At 45.0% G+C, this 26795-nt stretch carries 18 protein-coding genes; 11 read left to right on the top strand and 7 right to left on the bottom strand.

Going from position 1 to position 26795, the window contains the following annotated elements; all coding sequences use genetic code 11:
* Both ACOJTG_RS22180 and ACOJTG_RS22175 read right to left on the bottom strand, forming a co-directional pair.
* A partial coding sequence (locus ACOJTG_RS22180) for a glycerophosphodiester phosphodiesterase (protein ID WP_420155805.1) occupies positions 1–346 on the bottom strand: 346 nt, incomplete at its 3' end.
* Between the two features lie 65 nt (positions 347–411).
* On the bottom strand, positions 412–2607 hold the full coding sequence (locus ACOJTG_RS22175) for a hypothetical protein (RefSeq protein WP_420155804.1): 2196 nt from the start codon (positions 2605–2607) through the stop codon (positions 412–414).
* A gap of 338 nt (positions 2608–2945) precedes the next feature.
* Here ACOJTG_RS22175 and ACOJTG_RS22170 point away from each other — a divergent pair, with 338 nt between their 5' ends.
* From ACOJTG_RS22170 to ACOJTG_RS22160, 3 genes are all read left to right on the top strand, one after another.
* Positions 2946–3479 (top strand): sigma-70 family RNA polymerase sigma factor, encoded by a 534-nt coding sequence (locus ACOJTG_RS22170; protein WP_420155803.1) that lies wholly within the window; start codon positions 2946–2948, stop codon positions 3477–3479.
* A gap of 229 nt (positions 3480–3708) precedes the next feature.
* Positions 3709–7050, top strand: coding sequence for a SusC/RagA family TonB-linked outer membrane protein (locus ACOJTG_RS22165; protein ID WP_420155806.1), 3342 nt, complete (start codon positions 3709–3711; stop codon positions 7048–7050).
* Between the two features lie 2 nt (positions 7051–7052).
* Positions 7053–8687 carry a SusD/RagB family nutrient-binding outer membrane lipoprotein gene (locus tag ACOJTG_RS22160; protein WP_420155802.1) on the top strand — a complete coding sequence of 545 codons (1635 nt, stop codon included), beginning with the start codon at positions 7053–7055 and terminating at the stop codon, positions 8685–8687.
* Positions 8688–8811: 124 nt separating this feature from the next.
* Here ACOJTG_RS22160 and ACOJTG_RS22155 read toward each other — a convergent pair whose 3' ends face one another.
* Positions 8812–9525 (bottom strand): LytR/AlgR family response regulator transcription factor, encoded by a 714-nt coding sequence (locus tag ACOJTG_RS22155; RefSeq protein WP_420155801.1) that lies wholly within the window; start codon positions 9523–9525, stop codon positions 8812–8814.
* Entirely contained in the window at positions 9518–10555 is a 1038-nt protein-coding gene (locus tag ACOJTG_RS22150; RefSeq protein WP_420155800.1) for a sensor histidine kinase, read from the bottom strand. Before ACOJTG_RS22150 ends, ACOJTG_RS22155 begins: the two co-directional genes overlap by 8 nt.
* A gap of 175 nt (positions 10556–10730) precedes the next feature.
* Between ACOJTG_RS22150 and ACOJTG_RS22145 the strand changes: the two genes are divergently transcribed.
* From ACOJTG_RS22145 to ACOJTG_RS22115, 7 genes are all read left to right on the top strand, one after another.
* Positions 10731–13178: a TonB-dependent receptor domain-containing protein gene (locus tag ACOJTG_RS22145; protein ID WP_420155799.1), complete on the top strand. Its 2448-nt coding sequence runs from the start codon at positions 10731–10733 to the stop codon at positions 13176–13178.
* A gap of 60 nt (positions 13179–13238) precedes the next feature.
* Positions 13239–13646 carry a DoxX family protein gene (locus tag ACOJTG_RS22140; protein WP_420155798.1) on the top strand — a complete coding sequence of 136 codons (408 nt, stop codon included), beginning with the start codon at positions 13239–13241 and terminating at the stop codon, positions 13644–13646.
* Positions 13647–13692: 46 nt separating this feature from the next.
* Positions 13693–16257 carry a DUF5686 family protein gene (locus ACOJTG_RS22135; RefSeq protein ID WP_420155797.1) on the top strand — a complete coding sequence of 855 codons (2565 nt, stop codon included), beginning with the start codon at positions 13693–13695 and terminating at the stop codon, positions 16255–16257.
* A 240-nt stretch (positions 16258–16497) separates the two neighbouring features.
* On the top strand, positions 16498–17355 hold the full coding sequence (locus ACOJTG_RS22130; RefSeq protein WP_420155796.1) for a helix-turn-helix domain-containing protein: 858 nt from the start codon (positions 16498–16500) through the stop codon (positions 17353–17355).
* A 78-nt stretch (positions 17356–17433) separates the two neighbouring features.
* Positions 17434–18621, top strand: coding sequence for an FAD-dependent oxidoreductase (locus ACOJTG_RS22125; protein WP_420155795.1), 1188 nt, complete (start codon positions 17434–17436; stop codon positions 18619–18621).
* A gap of 144 nt (positions 18622–18765) precedes the next feature.
* Complete coding sequence (locus ACOJTG_RS22120; protein ID WP_420155794.1) at positions 18766–19563, top strand: hypothetical protein; 798 nt, start codon at positions 18766–18768, stop codon at positions 19561–19563.
* A gap of 639 nt (positions 19564–20202) precedes the next feature.
* Positions 20203–20652: a response regulator gene (locus ACOJTG_RS22115; protein WP_420155793.1), complete on the top strand. Its 450-nt coding sequence runs from the start codon at positions 20203–20205 to the stop codon at positions 20650–20652.
* A 337-nt stretch (positions 20653–20989) separates the two neighbouring features.
* Here ACOJTG_RS22115 and ACOJTG_RS22110 read toward each other — a convergent pair whose 3' ends face one another.
* The 3 genes from ACOJTG_RS22110 to ACOJTG_RS22100 all read right to left on the bottom strand — a co-directional run bounded on the left by ACOJTG_RS22110 (position 20990) and on the right by ACOJTG_RS22100 (position 25491).
* Entirely contained in the window at positions 20990–22807 is a 1818-nt protein-coding gene (locus ACOJTG_RS22110) for a tetratricopeptide repeat-containing sensor histidine kinase (protein ID WP_420155792.1), read from the bottom strand.
* A 544-nt stretch (positions 22808–23351) separates the two neighbouring features.
* The gene (locus tag ACOJTG_RS22105; RefSeq protein WP_420155791.1) at positions 23352–24440 is read right to left on the bottom strand and encodes a serine hydrolase domain-containing protein; all 1089 of its coding nucleotides are present in this window, start codon (positions 24438–24440) and stop codon (positions 23352–23354) included.
* 319 nt (positions 24441–24759) lie between these two features.
* The gene (locus ACOJTG_RS22100) at positions 24760–25491 is read right to left on the bottom strand and encodes an SDR family oxidoreductase (protein WP_420155790.1); all 732 of its coding nucleotides are present in this window, start codon (positions 25489–25491) and stop codon (positions 24760–24762) included.
* A gap of 594 nt (positions 25492–26085) precedes the next feature.
* On the opposite strand from ACOJTG_RS22100, the gene ACOJTG_RS22095 reads away from it, so the two are divergent.
* A partial coding sequence (locus ACOJTG_RS22095; protein WP_420155789.1) for an acyltransferase family protein occupies positions 26086–26795 on the top strand: 710 nt, incomplete at its 3' end.

Here is a 26795-nt window from a genome sequence, read left to right as displayed (position 1 = left end):
TAGGAATGGGCTGTTTAAAATCCGGACAGCCTTTTCCGGCCGGAATGGACTTCAGTTCTTCCCAGGCACGATCGGAGACGGGGCCAGTCGCCTTTGTCGTGCGATCTAACGTTCCGTCATGCAGAATGACCAGCTGAGAATCGCGGGTTGTTCGTACGTCAATTTCCAGATAATCAGTACCCTGACGCAACGCCTCCTGAAAAGTGGCCAGCGTATTTTCAGGAGCTAGCCCCGAAGCTCCCCGGTGAGCAGAAATTAGTATAGTTCGGTTCGTATTCATCGCCAGTAGTCCCGACACGATTAAGATCATAACCAAAAATACTACCGCCCGTAATTGCTTTTGCATGCGAGTAAATGTGAATGCTGGAGGTAATACGGCAAAGGCGATGAAAAGGACTACTGCTGGCTGTGTTAATTTGAAAATAATAAGGAATGATTCGACGGAGCAGCCTTGATAATACCCAGATATCTGCCTAGCCAATAGGGGAGTAGCCAGGTATCTCCGGCACTGAATTCACTCTGACCAGTACCGTTTTCATCCAGAATAAAGGTATTACGATTGTGCCGCTGCATGGGTCGCTCGGTCGGAGATATTACCTGCGACGTCGTTTGTTTACGGAAATTGTCGGGTAAAAATCGTAGATCCTGACGATGACTGTTTTGAATACGCCAGTCAATCAAATCCAGTGGATAGTGCTGTAAATACCAGACCGATTCTTTAACATCGAACGTTTTAGTACCCGTCAAGGCAGTGAAGAAATTCCAGGTTGCATCTTTTTCCGGACGCTCGGCTTGCCAATGATCGATGATCGCTTTCCGATAGTGAGATCGTAAGGTATCATTGAACGCGTAACGATAGAGACCCCAATAGCCAAGAAAATACATCTCGTCGTCGGAATGATTCCAGCCCTCCGAGAGCAGCTTACTATGCTCGTCGGCGTTGTCCGGAGCTTTACCGATTTCGTTCATGGGGCGGGTGAGGTTCGCCAGATACCCGTGTTTCTTCATTAGTTCAAAGGCCTTCTGGCGGTACTTTTCCTTTTTTGTAAAATGAAAAGCCGTTTGCAACATCCCGATGATATTGGAGGAATTGAGCTTTCGGTCGCCCACATTTACCGGAAATGAATTGACGTATTCAGGATTCCAGCGGCCCCATTTGGTCGGTTTGCCATCGTAATCTACCAGATACAAATCATGGCTGACAATGTGATTCATTAAGGTATCCAGCAAACGAATGGCTTTTGCTTGCAGATTCGGATCATTGACCAATTCGGCCACCGTAGCAAAAGCGAATACGTGGCCAATGGCCTCGTCGCTACTGGTGGTGGCCTTCCAGGTCCAGCCCGGTTGCGGGGAATTTTGCCAGACTTTAGAATCGGCTAACTGAGACCTGATACTGCTTCGCTCGAACGAACGAGCCGGAAATCCGGGAACAGGTGTAACGGTATAAAGCCGTTCCAAGGCGTCCAGCGATTCACGGCAATTTTCCAAAGCCTGTTTTTCTTTAGTTGCCGCATAACGAAACGCCTGACTGCCCAGATACATCGAAGTCCAGAGACCGTCGTTATCCGCATCAGCGAGGTAACCTGTGGCAAGATTACCCTTCTCCATTCCTTCCAGCGAAGCATTGAAGCCATTACGAATATGCCGGGTTATAACCTGATTTTCAAAGAAATAAGCTTTATCCTGGAGAGTAATCCATTGTTTGCTGAGTTGAGCCAGTCCTTCGGTAGTCAAAACCAGAATAGTCTGCTGCGGTCCTTGGGTTATGGATACGACCTGATCTCCCGGTAACCAGCGTTCTCCCTGAAAATAAGCATAGGTTCCATCGGGTTTTGGCGTAAACACCCCCTGGTTTGTTCCCAGCCACGGACGCCCCTCAATGAGGGCGATGGCAGAAATAGACACACTCGGAAGTTTAGTATGTAGCGTAGGCTGCTTCGCTCTTTTATTCCAGTGATAGTAGCCTTTTTCACTGCCTAGATAGATACTGGTATCGTTCAGGGCAAAACTGGTGAAACCTTCGCCGGAGTAATAGTTCTGTAGTTGATTGTTCTGGAGCGTATAAAGATTGTTAGCGGTCAGAATCCAGAAGGTATTCCGTGCGTAATGAATCGCCTTTACATTTTCTCCGGTCAGTTTCGTCTGCCAAAGGGTTAGTGAATCGCTGAGGTATTCCAATGAAGTACCATCCGAAACTAGAAAGCGGTAGTCGTCCCCCCCGGCGAAGAGCTTCGCCTGAGGTAGATGATGAGTTAACTCCCTACGCCCCGCCCAGGCATTACTCCACAGTTTGCTTTCATCGAGATACCAGAACTGATTCTGATATACGTTCATCGTCCGGATTTTAGTACCCTGCATCGAGCGATAACGCGTATCGGGCATCAAGGTACCCGGATGTAAGAACTGGCCATTCGCGGGCATAAAAAGCTGACCTTCCGATAAGCACTGAACGAGGTGGTTACGATCACTGAAAACTTTTCCATCCGTACGCACCGTCCCGTAATACTTGACGCTGTACCACTGCTCAAAGGGTTTGTCCGGGACTTGCGAAAAACCGATTCCGGACCAGAAAACAAGTAGAAAAGTCAATCTCCAGCTATTCATCTTATTAGATTCTTTTAGTACTCCCTAATACACCTGTACCGCTAAAAAGGACTAGTTTTTGTTTGAAAATAGGTGCAATGTGAAGCGTAAGCACAATTAATATTACCCCAGTATGAAGTTTTATAGGCTTACGTAAATTGAGGTCAACTTTACGCAAATTGCGTAATAATCATTTCAGAAGGTCTTCTATTTTTGCGGAAGATCGGAGGAAATAATGCTAAAAAATATCGGCGGCGATGTCCGATTTAGTCTGACATTTAACTTTAATTATCGACCGTTTAAGTTTTTATTCAATGATTTATTTGAGTAAAAAATTATTTTATTAACCCAGCATCTTTATGAATTACTGTACAGAAGATACGTCCCTTCGGACGGTATCCGGTGAAGCTTTTGTCTTTTCTAATCTGTATCAACATTACTACACGTCTGTTTTGAAATTCTGTTCAGATCTTATTAAGGATCGGGCCGAAGCGGAAAACATTGTTCATGATGTTTTCGTGAAAATGTGGACACGGCGTAGCTCACTCAAGGCGGAGATGAATTTAAAATCTTACCTCTTTACTAGTGTAAAAAATCTTACACTGGATCGATTAAAAGAAATTCAAAAGTCAGCATTAGTACAAAAACAGTTTCTTCTCGAAGAACCTTTTGAAACGCAGGAAGAGGAGGAAAATTTGCGATTGCAGCATTTGAGGGAAGCTTTGGGCAATCTTTCTGATAAAAGGAAGCAAATCCTTTTTCTAAATATTCAGGAGAAAAAATCGTATCAGCAAATTGCGAATGATCTAGGAATTTCGAAGAATACAGTGAAGAACCATCTCATTGTCAGTAAGAAAATTATACGTGATCGAATGCTATGGTCTAAATACTGATTGACTGCTGTAGTACTTCTGATCAAACGGTTAATTAATCCATCACTCACTCCTATAAAATGGGCGAGTAGAGATGTACGGTGTCCGTAAGTGATTTTATCCTTTTATCATTCTCTATTTCTTTCTCCCTTTTTCATGCCTAAATGATTTAAAAATTACATCAAAAATCATGCTTTTTATCAAAAATGTTAAACCTCTACCAAAGTCATTGGTGTGGGTGTTACTACTGATGCCCTGGATTTACTTTCAATCCTGGGCAAATGTTCCTCTTCAAACGATTACCGGAAAGGTAACCTCGGCCAAAGACGGATCTCCTATTGTTGGCGTAAATGTACGGATCAAGGGCTCTTCAGTGGGAACCACTACGAATCAGGCAGGCCAGTATTCCATTAGTACTTCCTTGGATCAGGCAGTACTGGTGTTCTCTTTTATTGGCTACCAGTCTCAGGAAATTGTAGTCGGAACTCAAACGCTTGTGGACGTTGCTCTGGTAGAAAGCGATGCTGCACTTCAGGAAGTAGTCGTAACGGCTCTGGGGATTCAGCGGGATAAACGTTCACTGGGTTATTCCGTGGGTGAAGTGCAGGGAAAAGACATTACTCGCGTAGCTCAGGAAAACGTGCTTAACTCCTTAGCCGGAAAAGTAGCGGGGGTACAGATTAGTCAGACGGGCCCGACGGGTTCTTCGGTAAGTATGGTCATTCGCGGGGCAAAATCTTTAAGTAATGATAATCAGCCCCTGTTCGTAGTGGATGGCGTTCCTTTGGCGAATTCGCTGAACAACGTAACGGAAATGGGGTCGGGTAATAAAGTAGATTATGGCAACGCCATTTCTGACCTGAATCCTGAAGATATTGAAAGTGTATCGGTGTTGAAAGGCCCTAGTGCAGCGGCACTTTACGGATCACGAGCCGGAAATGGCGTCGTTTTGATTACAACCAAGAGCGGTAGTAAGATTAAGAAAATGACAATTTCGGTGACGACCAATACGGTTCTGGATCGTCCTTTCCGATTTTTAGAGCGTAATAATCAGTTTGCGTCGGGGGTCTTCCCGTACACGCCGGCGTTTAATCCCTATCCCGGCGGTGTACTGCAAATTGAAGAAGGCTCGGCGGCGGGTAATGGCCCGGAATTAGATAAAGGGTACAAAGCCATTCAGTGGAATAGTCCGCGTGATGCCAATGGTAATCTGGTGCCGCTGGATCTGGTTTCTCATCCGGATAACGTCCGTAACTTCGTTCAAACGGGTATTACTTCCACGAATGGTATCTCCATCGCCAACAGTACGGACCGCATGAGTTACCGGCTTTCGTACGCCAACATGCGTAATCGAGGCGTTATTCCGGGTTCTGATTTATACAAGAATACCCTTAGTTTGAATGCTACCGTGAAGCTGCATAAGAAACTAACGCTGAGCAGCAGTATTGACGTTAGCCGTAACAACTCTAATAATCGTCCTTCGGGTGATCGGGGTACCAATCCCATGCAGTGGGCGTATGCCGTTTCTCCGCACATTGACATCCGCGACCTGAAAAATTACTGGGTTTCGGGAAAAGAGGGAATCGAGCAACGTACGCAGGCTGCGGGCGAATACAACAACCCGTATTACCTGGCTCACGAAGTGAAGAACAGCTTTGTGCGTGATCGGATGTTTGGTAACCTGAAAATGGACTGGCAACTCACGCCCGAATTTAGTCTGATGGCTCGTTACGCAGTGGAGACGTATACGGAACAGCGTGAGACGAAAATCCCGTTTGGGTATACGGACGAACCTAAAGGTGCTTACGGGATTACGAACATGACCCGTTATGAACGCAATGCCGACTTTTTAGCGACGTATAAGAAAAACCTAAATCAGTTTCACTTCTCGGTATCCGCCGGAGGCAACGTGCGTTACCAGAACGGAACCGATCAGATTACGTCCTCGAAAAATAAGGCAGGTTTGATTCTGCCGAACCTGTACACCGTTCAGAACATTGCGGTGGCGAACATTAACTATTCCAACAGCCGATTCCAGCGGGGTATCAATAGCCTGTATGCACTGGCTAACTTGGGTTTCAAAGACATGATTTATCTGGATATTACGGGCCGTAACGACTGGTCAAGTACGCTTCCCGCGGATAGTCGTTCGTACTTTTATCCGTCTGCTTCCTTGAGTGTGCTGGTGAATGAAATGGTTTCAATGCCGCAAGCTTTCAATCTGGTGAAACTCCGGGCCGGAGTGGCTCAGGTAGGTACGGATGCGAATCCCTACAACCTGTATAATACCTTGGCGAACGCCGGTGCCTGGGATGGAATCACTCGTTTGGGAACGTCCGCTACCTTGTTAACGCCCAACCTAAAACCTGAAATTGCGACTTCGATGGAAGCGGGTCTGGATCTGGCTTTGTTGCATAATAGCTTACGCTTCGCCGGAACGTATTACGTTTCTTCGAATAAAAACCAGATTATCAGCACGACCTTGCCCTCGTCTTCCGGTTATTCTTCGAAAAACGTGAATGCGGGCTTGTTAGAAAGCCGGGGTGTTGAACTCTCGCTGGGCGGTACGCCCATTGATCGGAACGGCTGGCGTTGGGATGTTACCGCCAACTTTACCCGAAATACAACGACCATCAAGCGTCTTTCCGATGGACTCAAAAGTTATACCCTCTGGACCGATGCCAAAGGGGGTGCCTGGACGTACGTAGGAGAGAAGATCGGCGACATTTATGATGCTGAATTAGTGACGGTTACGGATCCCGCTTCGCCTTACTACGGTTATCCAATCCTGGATAAAAATGGCTCCTGGCAAGCGGTAAGTGCCAGCAACACCCGTAACAAAATCGGTAATTTCAATGCCGACTTCATGTTAGGCTTACAGACGTCTCTTTCCTACAAGCGTTTCACGCTGAACATGAGTTTTGATTGGCGTCAGGGGGGGAATTTCATCTCGCAGACCTATCGATACATGGAATCTGATTTTAAAACGAGTCGATTCCTCAACAACGTAATCAATCCCAATGGTTTGTCGGGCGATGCCCTGCGTAATCACTTGGTAGCCAATGCCGATCAGATGATTCGGGTAAATGGTAACAACTTCCACGTCGTAGGCGGTCCGACGGCGGCTTATGGAAGTTATCCTTTTGAGTCGGGTGGGGTGGTTTATCCGTATGGGGGCGTCTTCAACCCCGGCGTGATTGCTCAGTACGATGCCAACGGAACCATTACGGGGTACACGGAAAACCTCGGCTCCAGTGGTACCAAATACCTTCCATATGCCGATAACTATCCCTGGGATTTTGCCCGGGTGGCTCTATTCGATGCTTCATTCCTGAAACTGCGTGAAGTAAGTCTGGCTTACGAACTGCCTGCCACTTTTGTTCGATCCTTAGGTCTGCAAAATGCCAGCTTCTCCGTGTACAGCCGCAATATCATGCTTTGGACGGCGGCTAAAATCGGTATTGATCCCGAAACGGCTTTCCAGCCCCAGTCGGGTACGCAGGCAGGAACGCAATTCAAACAGGGTATCGAGCGGTATAATGTTACGCCCTGGGTCATTCCCGTGGGCTTTAAACTGGGTCTAACTTTCTAAGGATGAAAACGTATTATAAATTTTCCTTTCTGCTGGTTTTCAGCGTATTGTTTTCCTGTAAGGATTTAACGGAACTGAACGTTAATCCGAACGGAATTCAGGCGGACGTCGCCAATCCAAACCTGGTGCTGTCAACGGTATTAACCGAAGCTCCCAAGCTGTATTTGAATTTAGGTTTTGGAGATATTTCGGGCGTTATGCAGCATACACAAGGTGACGCCTGGTTTATTTCTCGCAACGATTATGATTGGGCGGGCAGCCAAAGCTGGACGGCGTATTATGACGTTCTGCGTAACAATCAGATGGTATATAATCGGGCCGTTGACTTGAAGTATGAATTCCATCAGGGCGTTACACTTACCATGCGGGCGTTCCTGTTTGGTCTCATTACCGATCTCTGGGGTGATGCTCCTTACTCCAACGCCTTGAAGGGGGATTTGGGCGGTAATGAATACACCCTGCCCCAGTACGATTCGCAGGAAAGCATTTACGCTGGGGTGCTTGCTGATTTAGAAAAAGCAAATACGCTACTTTCAAAAGCAACGTCTGAGTACCAGGGAATTGATGCCAGTACTGATGTGATTTACGGAGGCAGTCCTGCCAAATGGCGTAAACTGGCGAACTCTTTAGCTCTTCGGTATTACCTCCGCATTTCAGCAAAATCAGCGGCAACGGCAAAGGCTGGTATTGAGAAAATCGTAGCGAATCCAACGCAGTATCCGATCATTACGGAGGCTGCGGATGATGCCACGTTGGCTTACGTAGGTAACAACGCGGGTGATTCCTGGCCTTCCAACACCGTATACGATGCCAGCGGGAGTAACTATCGTCGCATTAAAATGTGTGCAACCTTAGTCAAGGCTATGCAGGCTGTTAATGACCCACGGTTAGCCGTATGGGCCAAAAAAGTGGAGACGCCATTGGTCGTGGATGCTACCTTGCCCGCCGGAACGGACGTGATCAAAGATGGCAAACGTTACCTGTCTCCCGACAAAGTAGGTACGACTCCGATCGATACAAACGCGGATTATGTGGGTTTACCTCCCAGCGTTTCGGCTCTGCCCTCATCGTATAATCTGAATCCTACGCCGGGTCAGCTTTCGTATAACCCGCACGTTTCTTATTTAAACGATAGCTATAAAGCAGGGAAAGGCTCCTTATTGAAAGCCCGCCTCATTTCTGCCGCTGAAGTTCATTTTATTCTGGCCGAAGCTGCTCAAAAAGGCTGGGCGGCCGGGAGTGCCCAAACGCATTACGAATCAGCCATTAAAGCCTCGATGACAACCTGGGGCGTTTCTTCGTTCGCGACCACTTATCTTGGCAACGAAGGGGTGAAGTATAAGGGAACACTGGAACAACTCATCCAACAAAAGTGGATGGCCAGTTGGACAGCCGCTACGGAATCGTGGTTTGATTTCCGTCGTACGGGTTTGCCTGCGTTAACGCCGGGCCCGGCAGCGAACCGTCGCGTACTTCCAGTTCGTTTCTATTACATGGCCGATGAAGTACGGATTAATGAAGCAAATGCGGCTTCTGCCATTGAGCAGTTACAAGAGACTGCCTACTCGCAGGCCGATGGTAAAAACAGTGCCTGGTCGAAGAGCTGGTTATTAAAGGGTACTGCTAAACCCTGGTAGCATTACTTGCTAAAAATCCAGGAAGTCGTACTTCGGCTTCCTGGATTTTTCATTCGATAGGTTTTGTATCTTATGTAAACTATTTTCATCTAGTGTCAAGGATAATCCTAAGAAAATCAAAGCCTTACGGAATCTCTTTCAGGCGGTCGATTAATTCACGGCGGTAGGTAAGTCCAACCGGGATGACTGCCGTACCCACGAAAACCTCATTGCCACTCATCCGGTCTATCTTGTTTAGGGGAATGAGATACGACTTATGAATTCGCATGAACTGAGTGGAAGGTAAGCGACGCTCTACTTCCGTCATGGTCATGGCGACTAAATACATCTGCTGAGCTGTGAATACCTTAATGTAATTTCCCCAGCTCTGGATATACGCCAGCTCGCTGTAGGGAATACGCATCCAGTCCGCATCTACTTTTATGACCAGGGATTGAGGCGATACAAGCTCGGGCGTTTCTTGCTTTTTCTCTTTTTCAGCGGACGCCACGACTTTGTCAACCGCTTTCAGGAAACGGGGTAGTTCAATGGGCTTCAGTAAATAGTCCACCACACCATACTCGTAGCTTTCGAGGGCAAACTCCGAATAGGCGGTCGTCAGAATGACGCGAGGGGGGTGAGCCAGCGATTGCAGCAGTTGCAAGCCCGTAATCTGGGGCATGTTAATATCCAGAAACAGCAGATCAACGGGTTGCCGGTGTAGGAAATTAATGGCTTCCAGGGCATCGTAACAATTGCCTACGAGTTCCAACTGGTCGACCTGGGCCATGTAATGCTGGAGTACATAATGGGCGGCCGTTTCATCATCAACGATCAAACATCGCAATCGATTAAGCATGGGCTTGAGCAGCTAGTTGAATTTCTAAGTGCGTAGTAAAACGATCCTTCTCCTGGCTTAAGATAAGCTGATGTTTTTCAGGATACAGTATTTCGAGCCGTTGTCGGGTGTTTTGTAGGCCCACCCCCGTCGATTCTCCCTTGGGTCTATGGGAAGAGAGCGAGTTTTCGATCAGTAGTATTAACTGACTCTGTTTTAACTGTAGCGTAATGTGAACAAAGCAGCCTTTGATGTCGCCCGTACCATGTTTGAAAGCATTTTCGACAAGTGGCATTAACAGTAAGGGAGCTACCTGGTAGGTCTGCAACTGACGTTCTTCGGTCGGGTAATGATAGCTGATTTGACACCGCTTCCCCAGTCGTTCCTGTTCCAGGGTTACGTAGCTGGTAATGAATTCTACTTCCTGCTGAAGTGAAACGAGTGAACGGCGACTGCTCTCCACCTGATACCGCATCAGCTTCGATAACTGCATAATAAGATTGGGCATTCGGTCGGGCTCATGCAGACTGATTCCGTAGAGGTTATTTAGTGTATTGAAAAAGAAATGAGGGTTCAGCTGATCGTGTAAAAAGCGAATTTGTTCGTCCTGCTGAAGCAATTGGTCCGTACTGCGTTGTTGCTGTTGCTGATAAAACCGTTGTAGCAGAAAAATAGCTACGAGTACCAATAAACTGACGAAATGGGCGGCTAGTAAAAAAGGGCCCGCTTCCCACCATCCTTCCTGCGGATTGAATTCCGGATAAATCCAGAAGTTAGCTCCGTAGATGATAAAGCTACCCACCACCAAAGCAGAGAGGGTGTAGGCGAGGTAGGGCTTAATTCGCTGCTTGAATAATAACGGAAATAAAAAGAAGCGATGAAGCTGGGCCTGGCCGTATAGCAGTATGAAAAACAGCAAGGCTCGTCCCAGATCGTTCCAGGAGGTAAGCTGATTCCAGGCATTCAGCGACATGAGAATGAAAAGAAACGCAAAAATTAGGATTTCCTGTAGCCAGACTTTCGGTGTATTTCTATCCTGGGCCTCTGTCATCGGTAGAGTTATTTTCGAACAAAGCAACCAAAAGCATTTAGCTTTTGCAATTGAAAAGGACCAACGCAATTGATCCTTAATTCAGGCGAGTTGATCATTTTTAGTGGACGTTTTCCAGAGCAGCAAACCTACTTTGTGGCCAGATGACCCGCTACTTTCTAGCAGAATCATAGCCATGAATAAATATAACTTCTGGAGTATACTACCCTTGTTACTAGTGTCCCTGTTCACGCAAGGACAGCAATTACCCAGCTCTTCGCTCAATCCAGGCCAGCTGACGGGGACGCTGGTGGATTCTCTGACGAGTCAGCCCGTACCTTTTGCGAGTATAGCCCTTTTATCCGAATCCGGAACCCTGATCACGGGTCAGACGACTTCTGAATCCGGTCAATTTTCCTTTGCAAAACTCAGTAACGGAAGTTATGGATTGAAAATCACCTACGTCGGCTACCAGGCCCGTACCCTGAGTGGCATACGAATCACCGATAGCCAACCCCTCCAAACACTGGGTACTATTCGGCTAAAGGCCCTGAGCCGACAGTTAAACGAAGTACGGATTAGTACCCGAAAAGCATTGATTGAGGAGAAAGCAGATCGGCTGGTTTATAATGCGGCCAGTGATCTTACCAATAAAGGAGGTACCGCCGTGGACGTACTACGAAAGGCCCCCATGCTTACTGTCGATGTCTCCGGGAAAGTTCAGATTCGAGGTAGTTCAAGTATCAAAGTGTTATTGAACGGACGGCCTTCGGGCTTGCTGGCTCGCAACCTGAGTGAGGCACTGAAGATGATTCCCGCCAATACGATTCTGGCCGTTGAAGTAATGACGAGTCCGGCCGCTCGTTACGATGCCGAGGGGGCGGGAGGCGTCATCAACATCATTACCAAGAAGCAGCTCAAAGGGTCCAACGGGAATTTAGATGTAACGGCGGGTAACTACGTGCAGTCACTGGGCGGAAGCTACGGGTTCAAGCGGGAAAAATTTGGGTTAACGTTTTCGGGAAATACCAATGCCGAGCGGGAAAAAAACATCGCGGAAATGACGCGTACCTCGCTAGCGGATGGCCAAGCCACTGGGGAATTGTACCAGCGGAGTTATGCCAACAATGTGAGTCGGGGCTGGTTCGGAGATCTGAGTATGGAGTATGCCTTCGATACGCTTAATCGGGTTAACTTCTCGATGAGCAGCTGGGGTGGTACCTGGCCGGGTTCGAGTACCCTTTACAATCGCTTTCAGTCCATCAATCCTCCCGTTACGCAGGAATATAATCAGGTAGTCGATCAAAAGAATCCTTTTGGTAATCTGGAATGGAATCTGGGCTATACCCGATTGTTTCGCAAGCCTAAGCAGGAACTGAGCCTGCTGGGGCAGTATAGTTATACGTTCGACAACACGCGGTATGTGAGTAATCAGTTTGATTTGACGAATCAGCCCCTGTACCGGGAGACGAGTACCAACCTCAGCCGTAACCCCCAATGGACCTGGCAAGTCGACTATACACATCCTTTCTCTAGTAATGGTCGACACGTATTCGAAGTGGGGGCGAAACTGGTACGGCGAGAAGTAAGCAGCGTTTATGAGGTATACCATAGCCAGTTCGAAAACGTGGCCCAGCTCATTCTCAGTAACGACCGCTCGAATACGTTCAAGTATAGTCAGCAAGTCATGGCTGGGTATGCTTCTGTAAAACTGACAAACCGAAAATTATGGACCCTTCAGCTGGGGACCCGGCTGGAAAACACGAAGATGTACGGGCAGTTTAAAACCACAATTCCTCCTTTTCAGGTAGATTTTCAAAACCTGATTCCCAGTGTCGTACTGTCGAAAGAGTTAACCACCCAGCAGTCGATCAAGGTATCTTATACCCAGCGGATTTCGCGGCCGATGATCTGGGATTTGAATCCCTTTATTAATGCCAGTGATCCCAAAAACCTCGTAGCGGGGAATCCCAAATTACGGCCTGAACTGGCCCATCTGGCTGAGCTAGCGTACTCGGTGACTACCGAAAACGGAACGTACGTCAATCTGAATCTGTACCGAAGGCAAACGGCTAATTCGATTGAAGACGTACGAACCGTTGACAACGTCGGAGTTTCGACGACGATGCGTCAAAACGTGGCCCGCAATGAACGTACGGGTCTAAACCTCAATGCCGCCGGAGAATTCGGACGCAACCTGAAAGTAAACGGGGGCGGGGAGTTGTACTACGCTCACTTCAATAGTCCATCGCTGGGCATTAAAAATTCGGGCTGGCTTTGGCAGGTAAACCTGAATATGGCCTATGAGTTGCCTCGGAATTATTCAATCCAGGCGAATGGCATGTACAGTACGGGCTGGATACTGCTGCAAGGCAGAAACTCCGCCTGGTACGACTATAGCCTGGCGGTCCGTAAAGAGTTCTGGGACAAAAAGGGTAGTCTGATTGTAGGCGTCAATAATCCATTTACGTACCCCTTCCGTCAAAAAGAAAACACCCAGTCAGATACGTTCCGGGCCCATACTGCCAATCAGTATTTCACTCGTTCCGTCAAATTAACCTTTAGCTGGCAGTTTGGACAGCTTCGAAACAGTTCGGAAGAGGAAGTCAGAAAAATTACCCATGACGATGCCCGATCCAAGTAACGAGTCTGGGCTCGCATCCACGATTGCCTAAAAGCTTATTTCACCCTAATACATTTTACCATGCAATTGTTCAGAACGGGATATTCGCTCGGACTAGTCAACAGTGCCAGTCTTTGCTTACGCCTAGGTTTAGCAGTGGCCATGATCCCCCATGGCTACGAAAAATTAAGTCATTTTGCCGAGCAGCAGCATTCTTTTCTGAATCTGTTGGGCCTGGGAAGCACGGTGTCGCTGGTGCTGGCGATCGGAGCAGAGCTCTTTTGCTCGATCGGCTTGATGCTGGGGTTTCTCACCCGTCTGGTATTAATTCCGCTACTGATTACCGCCCTGGTTATTGTCTTCGTGGCTCATCAGGGAGACATCGCAGGCGAAGGCTCCGCTGGCTTTTTACTACTCATTGGCTACATGACCAGCCTGTTGCTAGGTCCTGGCCAATACAGCCTGGATCATCTTATCTCCAGGTACTAAAAACGGATGTACCGATTTAGATAGTCCTCATTACCCCGTACCCCATATGCTTGATTGGATGATAGTCAATAAGAAATACGTTCTCTTATTCTTTGGATTTTTCTTTTTTCTTGAGACTTCCTGGGGTCAGGCTCAGGGGCCCTATGTACTCACGGGTAAGGTTACGGATGCCAAAACGGGCGAAGGAATTCCTTTTGCCACGATTGGTCTCCAGGGGAAACCTCAGGGAACACAGGCTGATTTTGAAGGAAACTACCGACTCGTTACTAAAGAGTTAGCGGATTCACTTCTGATTACGTCGATTGGCTATCGGACGAAAAGTATGCCCATAACGCGAAACCTTCAACAAACCATCCACGTGCAGCTATCGGCTACCTCCCAGCAGCTTCGGGAGGTAGTCGTTCGGGTACGGGGCCAGGATCCCGCTTATCGAGTGATGCGTCTGGTGGATGAACATCGCAAGCAGAATGATTTTGCTCAATGGAAAGCCTATCAATGGCAGGCTTACAATCGAATCCAGGTTTCGGTAAAGAATCTTTCTGAAACGTTTAAAAAGAGAAAAATCATCCGCGACATCTACGAAAAGATAGCCCAGGTTGAATCCGGGCGAAGTAAAACTGCGGATGTTGTCATTCCCATTTATTCTTCCGAGTCGGTTTCTACCGTTTTTTTCCGGAAAGATCCCGTTCGCATGAAAGAAGTGATTCATAAGAAATACGCCAAAGGGCTCGGAGTGGCCGACGATGATTTTATAACCCGCTTAACGGCTTCCGGTTACAACACGATCAATTTCTATCAAAACTGGGTGGGGCTGTTTCGGAAAGAATTTATTTCGCCTCTAGCTAAAACCGGAACTGGGTTTTATACCTATTTTCTGAGTGATACCGTACGGGTAGGTTCGCAAGCCTGCTATAAAATTGATTTTGACCCCAAAAACGAGCATGACCTGGCGTTTCGGGGAACGATGTGGATCGACACCACTTCCTACGCTCTGGTCCAAATTGACGCGGCCATTGGGAAAACAGCCAATAGCAACTTTATTGATAACATTCAGATTCAGCAGGAATACGAGCCAGTAGCCTCAAACGAACACACCTGGATACCCCAGCAAACGCAGGTATCCATTGAGGCCTCGGGGCTTTTTGATCAAACCACCGGAGTCGTGGTGGGACTTACGGTCAGTACGAGCGACGTCGTAGTGAATCAGCCCAAGCCCGCTGATTTTTTTGATACCCCCGTTGAGATTGCCGCCGATAGCCAGAACGAAGACCCGGCGTTCTGGCAAACCCAGCATCAGCAACGCATGACTAGGGAAGAGCAGCACTCCGTGGCCTTAATTGATACGGTGAGTCAGGTGCCCTCTTTTAAACGACTGGCCCGCTGGGTTGATTTTGGAATGAATGGGGGCTATCTGCCCCTTTCCAAAAGCCTGGAGGTCGGCTCTCTGTTCTCCAGCTACGCCTATAACGCCATCGAACACAACCGGTTTTGGGTGGGTATGCGTACCAGTCCGGGATTTAGTAAGAAATGGTTAGCGAAGGGTTACCTGGCGTATGGGACTCGCGACCAAATCCTGAAACACGGCTTGGAGGTGACGTTCGTGCCCTCGACCGCTCCCTTCACGCGTTTCGGCTTTAAAACGGATTTTGACATCGATCAGATCGGTATTCGTCAGGTTGATATTGGGGACAACCCTTTATTTCGATTGGCTTCACGGTTTGGAAAGCTGAATGGAGCTTTCTACCAGCGAGATATCCAGTTGTTTTGGCAACGTGATTTTTTGCAGGATTTTACGGGTACGCTCACCCTTCGGCATCGTCGGTTTAATCCCATTTTTGAGTTTCGCCCGCAGGAGTTTATCAATGATCGTATCTCCATTGTAGGGCCCTACGATGCCCCCGAAGCAAGCATTGCCCTTCGGTACGTACCCAACCGCCTGCCCACTCGAAACCCGAACCGGATTCGGGTCCGTAAGGGAAGTACTTTACCTAGTATTGGCCTGAACTATACCATAGGACATATCACCGATGCGGAATTAGGCCCTGTAGAGAAGAAACTCGGCGACTATCACATTTTTAAAGCGGACGTATCTCATACCCTTCGCTTGGGGCTCCTGGGTAAAACGGATTATACGATTGAAGCCCTGTATACGCCTTCGTTACTACCGGTTAATTTACTGAATGTGCATTTGGGTAATGAGACGTTTTTGTACGCTAAAAATGCTTTTAATCTGATGAAGTATGCCGAGTTCGCCAGTGATCGGTACGTATCCCTTGCCTTTCATCATTCGTTCGAAGGTTTGTTTACCAACCGGGTACCCTTACTGAATCGATGGAACCTGCGGACGTTTGCGGTTGGTAAAGTATTGGTTGGCGGGTTGCGAAAAGAAAATGAAACCCTGGTATCGAAATACTTTACCAATGACGAGATTCCTTTATCGCAATTTTACTTACCTAAATCGCTGGGGAATGTGCCCTACGTTGAAGTAGGTTACGGCGTCGATAATATTTTCCGGTTCCTGCGTATTGTAGCCGTTCATCGCTTGACTCACCTGGAGGCCCCGGGAGCCCGATCGTTCGGGATTCGGGCAGCGGTGCATGTATCGTTTTAACGGGCAACACACGTAAATGGGCATGGAACCCGCTCCTGAGTAGTACAACGCTTCTGTACTGCTTTCGGCGACGTAAGTGAACCTGTGCAAACGTTCTCTATGGCTCAATTCATCGCTTGGTATTGCCTTATGAATAGAGGACAATGCTACATTCGTGACGTTTTCTCTGATGAGGACCGGCGATGGGCTATGATTCCACGGCCATTCGTTCGGGCAGAAAACTCCTAAGTCATTTACAAAATGCGAGAAAAAAGTAATCCTATTCCCGTTAATGTACTTTCCACCGAGGTTGATGAAGGGATTTTCATTGCGAGGTCCTGTACGCATGGACCCCCGGAAATCAAAGAAGTGGAGCAGTCTCACCGGGACAGTGGGCATTGCTTCTTTTTGCAGGAAGAGGGAACGACTACCATTGAAATTGATTTTCAGGAATACATCGTTACTGCTCCATCGATTGTATATATCCATCCCAATCAAGTCCATCGGGTGATTGGGTTCAATCAGGCCACCATTACTAGTTGGATCATCACCATTGAAAACCTTCATCCGCAGTATCTGAGATTACTGGAAGAAATTTTTCCTGTGAATCCATTAAAATTAACCGTAGAAGAGCACGCCCTTCTAACGGCTACGGCCTCCCTTTGCCTGCAGTTCTCGGAAAGAACGCACGATAAATTATACTTCCCGATTCTCAAAGAAAGTTGTAACGCGTTGGTTGCATTAGCCATTTCGCAATACGTAGCCCAGCCTAAACTTACCGAACATGCTTTCCGGTTTGACGTCATTACCAAAGCTTTTAAGTCTGCACTGGAGGAAAACTACAAATCCGTTAAAAGTCCTATGGCGTACGCGGATCTACTCAATATATCTACGCCTTATCTCAACGAATGCGTTAAAAACAGTACGGGCTATTCCGTTTCGTATCATATTCAGCAACGGGTCATTTTGGAGGCGAAGCGACTTCTTTTTCATTCGAATTGCTCAGTGAAAGAAATATCAATTGATCTGGGCTACGATGATTATTCCTATTTCGTACGCCTTTTTGTTAAAGTAACGGGAATGACTCCTTTAACTTTCCGGAGAAAAAACCGCAATTAGTCCTATTCCTACTGCTGATCTGTCTTGTCTCCTTATACGGGCTGACCTTGCTTTGCATGGACTTACAAAGCAACGAAAATGGAAGCATCACAATCAATACAAGTAGTACCGCATACCCCTGTGGCTATCGTAGGCGGTGGCCCCGGGGGCTTGACCCTGGCCCGTCTTTTACAAGCGAAAGGCGTGGAGGTAAAGGTTTACGAACGTGATTTCAGTAGAGATTCCCGCGTACAGGGAGCTATTGTTGATTTGCACTTCGAATCAGGCCTAAAAGTACTGGAAGCGGCTGGTTTAATGGACGCATTCAAAGCCAATTACCTCCCTGGAGCCGATAAATTCCGCTTAGTCGCTCCGGATGGACGTTTCTATGTGGATGAACATACGCAGGATTCCGAAGGCAGTTTTGAGGATGAAAGGTTCAGACCCGAGATTAGTCGCGGAGCTCTTCGAGATTTACTGCTTGATTCGCTTTTGCCTGATACGGTGGTTTGGGATAGTCAGTTTACTAGCATGAAACCCAGTGGCAAAGGTTGGGAGCTTCATTTTAAAAATGGTACAACCGCACGGGCTGATGTAGTGATTGGTTCAGATGGATATCGCTCAAAAATTCGTCCGTATGTTACGGATATTGCGGCCTTATACTCGGGAGCAACCATCATTCAGGGAGAAATAGATGACCCTGAAAAAGATTGTCCGGCTATGAATGCCCTGGTTCATAATGCCAACCTCATTGCCATGGGTACTGGAAAAAGCATTGCCGCCCAGCCGCGTGGTGATGGCGGACTGGCTTTTTATGCTTCATCGCTTTACCCTGAAAATTGGCTTGAAACGAGCGGGATAGATTTTAGCAACGTGGAAGAGGTGCGAGCGTATCTGACCGATTTTTACCAGGACTGGAATCCAGTATTTCACACGCTTTTTGAAGCGTGTCCTCGTTTTATTCTTCGTCCGCTGACTTATTTTCCAATCGATCAAGACTGGGAGGCTAAACCGAATGTTACTATCCTGGGGGATGCCGCTCATTCAATGCCGCCATCGGGCGAAGGGGTTAACACGGCTATGCTGGATGCGTTGGATCTAAGTGAGTGCCTAACCAGCAACAATTTTACGGACATCCCGTCGGCCATCGCTCAGTTTGAACAACGCATGCGAGCCAGAGCGGCCGAGCTGGCAAAAGAAGCCCTGGAGGGAATACATGATCTTTTTTCTCCATCGGAAGCCTCTATTAAAAAACTGATTGATCAATTCAATCAGTCCGGAAATTAAATAGTTTCTTAACCGCTCGTTGTAAACGCCGTCAGCTAAATACCAATAAGGGAATCATTCATCAAAATTCTTTCCTAGTTTCGCAGGTTACCATTTCTCGTTTCTTCAAGTCTTTGATCAAGTTTACTAACCCAGCATTGTACGGTGAATACCCTTTTACTTACGCTTCGCGAACGAAACGCCCTTCTCTACGGGTTTGGAGTCATCTGTCTGATTGGTTTCGTAGTATGCATCGTACTCGTACTCACGACCAGTCGGCAAGTACTGGGCGTGAATGCGTTCGTGAAACCCGCTAAGTTTTTCATCTCCATTTGGCTTTTTTGCTGGACGATGGGCTGGTATACGGGGCTCTTGACTCAAAAGTCTCACGTAACGCTCTACAGTTGGGTGGTAATAATTGCTATGGTTATTGAACTAGTAATCATCACTGGCCAAGCCGCCCGGGGCAATCAATCCCATTTCAATGTAAGCTCAGCCTTCAATAGTATGCTTTTCACAACGATGGGCGTTGCTATTACGGTTGCTACCTTATGGACGGGTTATATAGGGTTCCTATTCTTTGGGCCGCACCATACCGTCACTGACACGGCTTACCTTTGGGGAATCCGACTGGGTATTCTCTTGTTTGTAATTTTCGCTTTTGAAGGCGGATTGATGGGAGCCCGACTCAGCCATACGGTGGGGGCCGCTGATGGGGGACTAGGCTTGCCGGGGCTTAACTGGAGTAGACAATACGGTGATTTACGAATTGCTCACTTCGTGGGTATGCACGCTCTTCAGGTACTACCCCTGCTGGGCTATTATGTAGTGCATCGTTCGTCTTTAATTATCGGTATATCTATTGGATATTTTCTTTTGACTACACTCTTGTTTGTGCAGGCTCTCCGAGGGAAACCGCTGGTAAGTCATCTATGGGGCATGCTGGAAACCAGGGCCGTATAGGGTAAAACGTAACAAAGATTTTGCCAATCATCACGCGGGTGGGAGCGTATTAAGATGAAGTCTAGGAAGAGGCTGATGAAAGGAATGGGAATTAAAATACCATAGAGTATCTATTCATTACTCTTCAAAATGGATAGTTGACATGAATATAAGCTAGATAATCATCCTTTATCCATTCAGTACAGCGTTACTCGTCTTGCCATTCGATAATATCCATATCCTATCAAAATAGTAAAACCTGTCAGTACATATGCAATAAGAGTGAAACCTGATTCGAGTCGTCGACAGTATTCGTCAGTCGTATAGTACATCTAGGTAGTTTTGAGCTTAGCTTTTCTGTACTGAGAGTAAGTACCAGAGAAATACTGAGGCTTAGCTAAGACGCGGACATTCTCAGGAGCATAACCGATTCGATTATCCCGAACGAGATTTACTGAGCTAATGGCTTGCGTCCACCAGATGCATTGTGGGGGTAATAGAGTTAAGATTATTAGGTTATTGAAATGGGTATAAAAACTTAAAATGTCTTATTTTATTGAGTCTTTTATTGAAAGTCAGGCTAATTTTTAGGGGTGCATACATAGCTTGCATGGTTTTTGTAGAGATGAGTAAGAATATCAACCTTTTTTTACCTTAAACATGACTCAACCTTTTTCATTCGAGACGCATCCCTTGGTTATTTTAGAAGATGACGAAGATGATCGACACATTTATGAAAGTGTCCTAGGTGAAATTGCCCCACATCTTCAGCTTCGATTCTTTGCTAAAGGAGAAGACTTACTTATTGCTTTACAAAGTAAAAGCTTGCAACCCTTTTTGATCATCTCTGAAGTACACTTAAGTGGGATGACCGGTATGGAGCTTCGAAGACAGCTGGATAAAGATGAGGAAATCAGAACCAAAGCTATTCCCTTTGTTTTCTTCTCTTATCCCATCTTCAAAAAGGAACTTGAAGAAGCCTATCATTTAACTATTCAAGGTTTCTTCGAAAAAAGTCCGAATTTGGATGATTTTAAAAGGCAACTTAATTCGGTTGTTCAATACTGGGCGGATTGTCAACACCCGAATCGATCAGATATCAAGCCTTAGCAATAAGTGTAATCACTAGGCTCAGCAGCGGCTTGCACATACCAAAGAATAATTCTATAAATAGTAATAACCAGGAGGCGGTGAAAGAATGATCAATTGCTGCCTCTTGGATTGTTTATTTGTGCTGGTATAACTATGTACGACCAAATCCAGAATAAAAAAACAAGCGTACGGAATAAGAAACATTATTGGGTATGTATTATACTAGCTGTTAAGAGAAGAGTACTCAAGTGCAATTGACTCAGTAAATAAGCGATGAATTGTTATTCAGTTGTAATGAACTATAGATGTACTAAATAAAATGCGATTAATATTAAAATATTTATAAATTCTGCTTTTATAAAAAGGGAATTTCTACGTAAAAAGTGCTACCCTTATCTATTGTACTATCCACCCATATTTTACCACCGTGAGCATCCACAATTTGTTTACAAATCGATAGGCCAAGGCCATAGGTTTCTTCTCCAGCAGTACCTACTCTTTTTGCAGTTGTAAAATCATCGAAAATAGCATTCTGTATTTCTGCAGGAATTCCAATGCCGTGGTCAGTTATGGCTAAAAGGGTACTGTATTCTTTCTTTTGTATGCTTACATGAATGGTTTCCTTAGTATAGGAGAACTTTATGGCGTTAGTTAATAGGTTGCTGACGACTCGCCAGATTTTTTCGCGGTCCAATGTAATTAATACAGACTCAAAGGTAAATGCAATAGTTTGTTCTTTTTCTTCGGCTTTGTGACTTAACATATCCACACAAGATCGAACTACTTCTTCGAATAGTACGGGTTCTTTCTTGATAGATATAGCCCCTAGATTGTTGTATAAAATGTCAGAAATTAAAGCCAATGCTTTTGACGATGATTCTTGAATAATGGATAGAATTTGCTTTTGATGATCATTCGGTGTTTTATCCAAAAACAGTAAAAGAGAAGCTGAACTCATGGCTCCTATAGGATTTCTTAAATCGTGTGCAATCAATTTTAGGAATTTCTGATTTTGATCTTGGTATCTTTCTAAAGCCTTAACGGTATCTTCTAAAACAATATTTTTCTGTGCAACTACCTGATTTATAGCCATCAATGACGAAATGTTTTTGCGAGCATTACGAACATTTCTCCAAATCAGAGAGGTTATGGCAGCCAAGGAAATGGTGACTAGAATAACTAATCCAAGAATTAAATTTTGTTGCTTTTGCTTTTCCTCAGACAACTGCACTAAGTGTTGCTGTTCTATTTGAGCTAGAATTTGACCAACGTTCGTTTTATTCTCAGCCCTAGCCGCTAACACACTCTTGTATTGCATCTCCGCATATTCCAAGAGTTGTTCACTAGCTTCTTTGTAACGCTTCTTCCCGAATAAAACTTGACTATAAAAGCGTTGCCAGTACGTGTAAATTTCCTTATTTGGTTTCTTCTGTAAGCCTTTCTTTAAGAGGTCTAACTGCTGATGAGCTTTATCATATTGTTTAGTATGAATATAAAGTTTGCTTAGTGCGACTCTTGTTGCTTGAGAGTTATCGAAAGCATACCCCGTTTTTTCTCCTTCAATCAGACATTGTTTGAAAATATTTTCCGCTTTTTCGGGTTTGTTAGCTAGAGCATAAGCTTCAGCTTGGTTACTCATCACAACAATCCGAGCATAATCTATAAAATCTTTATGTTCCGGAAAATACTTTTGATTTGTATTGATAAAGTCTAAAGCTTTTCGATAGTAAAATTGTGCACTGTCTAATTTATTTAAGTACATATAGCATACGCCAATGTTGTCTAAACAGCCTTGTTTCTCAACAAACATTAATTCAAAATCAGTTGAATCTTGGCAGGATAAAAGTTCCTGATGCTCTTGCTTCCAGAAATTAATGGCTTGATAATAATTTCCTTCCTTGTAGGAGACATTAGCAATACGGCTTGAGTAACGGCTATATTCACATACTTCATTCAAATCTGTTAAGGCTAATTTCCCATCATAGTAACTTCTATACGCGTTCGAGTAATCTCGCCGGGCTAATAAATCGTCTCCCTTGAGAAGTAGAGCTTTAGCATACTCTTTAGCATATTTTTTCTTTAAATGATCTGATGGAAATAATCTTATGATACTATCGGTATAAAAACTTGCTGTAATTGCATGGGCTGAATCACGTTGATTCAATAAACGCATGTGGGTATAATACAAGATTTGATCAGTGGTAGAAACAGAAGGGAGGCGGTGGAAAAGCGAATCATACGTATTCGTAGCATTTACAAAGCCAATTTTTTCAAATTGTTGATCAATAGTAAAATACCATTTGTTAATCTTGTCAGAGTGGTCGCTTTCCTTGTAAAATTGACAACTATAAAATAAGATGCTGAATAGAAGTAAAGAGAATACAAAAGAATTAGCTTGTTTAAAAAGAAAACACAAAATATTAAACCGTCTCATAGAGTAGAGAACAAATAGTATTGACTAAATCTTTACAAAGTAGTATAATTACATGATTTTAAGACATCTATAACCCAAATATCTGAATATTTGAGTATTTTTACTTATTTTATTCGGATGTCATTTTGAAGAACTAAGATAGTAAATAGAAAGATTGACATTCTATCAAAATAGAATGGCACAGCCAGGAAGATCAGTTTCCTGTAAAGCCTCTTACTTTATTCTTCGATAAATCGAGTAAGGAGAATCATATCTAATCAAAACATTTGTATGATAGAATACTTTATTTGTTATTTTCTTTCAGGTAAGTAGCCAAAATCTCCCAACGTATTTTGTTTAGATCAACGGTATTCGTATTACTTAACAGAATAAGAGTTATATGTTCATCGGGTAAGTGCACCCAGTTTGAATGATGGCCGTATCCATATCCCTGTCGCTCGGCTACTGTATATTCCTTCGCTCCAATCTTCTTCGGATAGACCCAAAAGCCTAGAGCTACATCCCCCAGATGCTTGTACGGAGTGAGCATTACTTGTAGCGTTTGCTCTTTTAACAAGGTGTGATTAAACAGAGCTTGATCAAATAAAAGCAGATCGGTAGGGGTAGAGTACATAGCTCCCGCTGAAAAGTAATTGTCGATGTAGTAATTGGTAGGTCGATAAAAAGTGAGCGGTATCGTATCGTGGTGAAAGTAAGCTTGGTCTAAGTGAGAAACGAGGTCATCATGACGTAGATAATTCGTATGATGCATTCCAAGGGGAATCAGAATTTTTTTGCTTAATACTTCTGAATAGGGTTCTCCATACATATTCTCAATGATTTTACCGAGTATGATAAAGTCACCATTGTTGTAATTAAATGTGGTACCGGGCGTAGTTACTAAGCGATCGGAACAATAGTTGGCAATAAAACTATCCAAAGGCCATATCGTCGTATTGTAGGCTTCCGCCAATGACTTTATATCTTCATTGGCCCGACCACTACTATAGGTTAATAAATTTCGAATTGTAGCTTTTCTGGCTGCTTCGCCCTTATAGTCGGGATAGTAGGTAGCAATTGAAGAGTCGAGATGAATTCTACCCTGTTCGTAGAGTTGCAGGATTAATGTGGCCGTGAAGGTCTTGGTTACCGAAAAGATATGAAACTTAGATTTGGCCGAATAAGGCACACTATCGGTTCGATTAGCCAGTCCCACGTAAGTCAGATAGTCAATTTTGCCATTGCGGGCAATGAGAACCGAGCCATTGAAGTTATTTTGACTATAGTAATGCTTGACCAACGCATCTACTTGTCCCGTTTGTCCGAAGGTTGTCCGGCTTGACGAAAGCAGAAGAAGTAAGAAGAAGAGGATACGTACCGTCCGTTTTGTCACTGGCTGATTTTAATTATAGAAGCGATCAGTATACTAATTTCAAACTTATGTTCAGGCATACAAAGGTTAGTAATTTTACAAGCTGTTAAGGATACGATAGGTACCGATAGCTGATTCTTAGCTAGTACGTTAGACCCTCTGACATCTTTGGATCCATCGCATACGGTCGGCCTAACGGTATTCTCGACTTGCCGAATGAAACAGTACATGAATGAAATCATTAGCGGATAATTTCATTCATGCTATTGGTTTTCCCAAATCAATCCACACGTTTCCGTGTTTTTAAAAACCGTTAGCTCCATGAATTGAAGCTGGGGTACTAGGGGTTAATTAAATTAAAGACAGCATCTCGCTCCTGACGCAGGTAATCGGCAGCACCAATGGCTGCTTCGTAGGTATCTGTTTGTAGAGCATTGATTACGGCGTCAATAAAATCGTTCATGGGCATCAGCTCGTCATTACTGTTATCATAATGATCCTGATGACCCAAATTGGTACCGACGGCTGGAGGAATAATTTCAAAAACCCGTACGGATGTGTTACGTAGCTGGTGACGCTGCGAAAGGCAGAAGGAATGCAAAGCGGCTTTGGTGGCACAATACACGGGCACACTCGCCAGAGGCGTAAAGGCCAATCCCGAGCTTACATTCACCAAGGCAGCCACCGACTGACGTTGAAGGTGCTCAACAAACAGACTGCCCAGATGAATCGGAGCCAAGAGATTGGTCGTCAGCTCGGTCATTACCTTCGCCGAATCGACCGACTGGGTAAGGTCAAACTGTTGCATAATCCCCGCGTTATTGATCACCATGTTCAGAGTTGGATAGTGCGTCGTGGCCCAATTTGCTAAATCGCGGCGTTGAGAATCATCGGTAATATCGCACAGGTACGTAATTATTCCCACATGTTCCGTAGCTACTTGGTCGAGTTGCTGCTGATTGCGACCACAGGCAATGACTTGATTTCCTAATTGGTGGAGTCTGCTGGCGAGGTGCAGGCCAATGCCCGAAGTAGCCCCCGTAATGAGAATGGTTTGCTGCGTGAGATTCATGGATTTACTAAGTAGATTCAAAAAAAACGTGTTCCGAAAAACAAAGGTGAGGATCGATCGATAGTTAGATGATCAGACATTAAACCTGATTTATAACAAAAAGTTACCTTTGAAATTAAAATAGATCTAGTTTATGAATTAAAAGAAGTGACTATGACTAAGTAAGGAGATTAGAATATTAATGATTTGTATAAAGGAATGTGATTAGTAAAGGTAAGCGTAAGTGTCGTATTTTAGAAGGAGATAGATTAATTGAGTGAATTTATTCGAACACCTATTTAATGAAAAATAATATAACGGAAATTTTGTAGTTAATCGTTTGCGAGTTGATGCTTCTTAAAGTAATGTGTTTTATATCAATAATGAGCAAAATCAAATTAATAGAATGGATTTATAATGGAATTAGTAGGAGTAGATATTAACTTCTAGTACAGTCTTGAGTTTGTACTGCTGGAGAGTTTTTAAAAAGATAAGATTCATTGATTTAAATACGCTCGAAATATTTTATTCATTAGTATAAGAAAACCAGTAACGAAAACCTTGCCGAGAAGAAAAAAGTACAATCCATTTATTGCCTAGTTAAGTCAACGTATATTGCGTAAGTTACTACTGGCAATGAACAACAACAATCTGGGCACCAAGCCACATTACTTAATTTTAGATGGACTTAGGGGAGTAGCCGCCATTATCGTGGTCTTCTTTCACCTGGCCGAGCCACTGGCGAGCAGCCGCTTTGAAAATGTGGTCAATCACGGTTATCTGGCTGTTGATTTTTTCTTCCTCTTATCTGGCTATGTCATTGGTTATGCCTACGATGATCGGTGGGAAAAACTAACCATTGGCGGTTTTCTTCGTCGCCGGTTCGAGCGGCTCCATCCACTCGTCATCGGGGGGATGACGCTAGGGGCCCTTACCTTTTACTTTACCGATTCCACGATATGGCCGCTCATTCATACGGTTCCGATCTGGAAATTAATGGTTGTTACGCTGATTGGCTATACGCTTTTACCGATTCCGCTCTCAATGGATATACGCGGATGGCAGGAAATGCATCCACTTAATAGTGTGGGTTGGTCCTTATTTTTCGAATACATTGCCAATATCCTCTACGCTTTGGGGTTAAGAAAATTATCCTCAAAAGTATTAGCGGGCTTTGTAGCGTTGGCCGCCGCCGTGCTTGTACATTATGCGGTTACTAACCCGAACGGAGACGTCGCGGGCGGTTGGACATTAAATGCTCAACACGTGCGGGTGGGTATCACGCGTACGATATTTCCGTTTTTTGCTGGTTTACTTTTGTCGCG

It is taken from the genome of Siphonobacter sp. (genome assembly GCF_048595215.1).
Taxonomy (GTDB): Bacteria; Bacteroidota; Bacteroidia; order Cytophagales; family Spirosomataceae; genus Siphonobacter.
This window is presented reverse-complemented; position numbering and strand designations above follow the sequence as displayed.